Origin of the sequence: Veillonella sp. ZSJB6 (genome assembly GCF_051549505.1) — a bacterium.
Taxonomy (GTDB): Bacteria; Bacillota; Negativicutes; order Veillonellales; family Veillonellaceae; genus Veillonella.
The window spans coordinates 1-234 of record NZ_JBPUGE010000197.1; the positions used below are offsets into that span (position 1 = coordinate 1).

The window sequence follows — 234 nt, forward strand, 5'->3', positions numbered from 1 at the left end:
AGTTAAAATATAAGAAAAGGAGACGTTTATACGGCTCCTTTTTGTATAGGTATACTAGTATTAATATAAAGGGAAAAGGTAATAGGCTATCGTAATAAATAGTGGCATAGTTACTGCTGATAGTATGGTTGTACCCATTATAATTTGCGTAGCGTATTCTGGATTGTTTTTCATCTCGATAGTAATAAGGGCCATATTGTTGGCTGTTGGTACTTTATAGGTGATGACAATCGT

The 234-nt window shown here is 33.8% G+C and carries 1 pseudogene; it reads right to left on the reverse strand.

Features of this window, described 5'->3' with window-relative positions:
* Nucleotides 1–60 precede the first annotated feature (60 nt).
* Nucleotides 61–234: pseudogene (locus tag ACSV5T_RS10405) on the reverse strand (AEC family transporter); the annotation flags it as partial.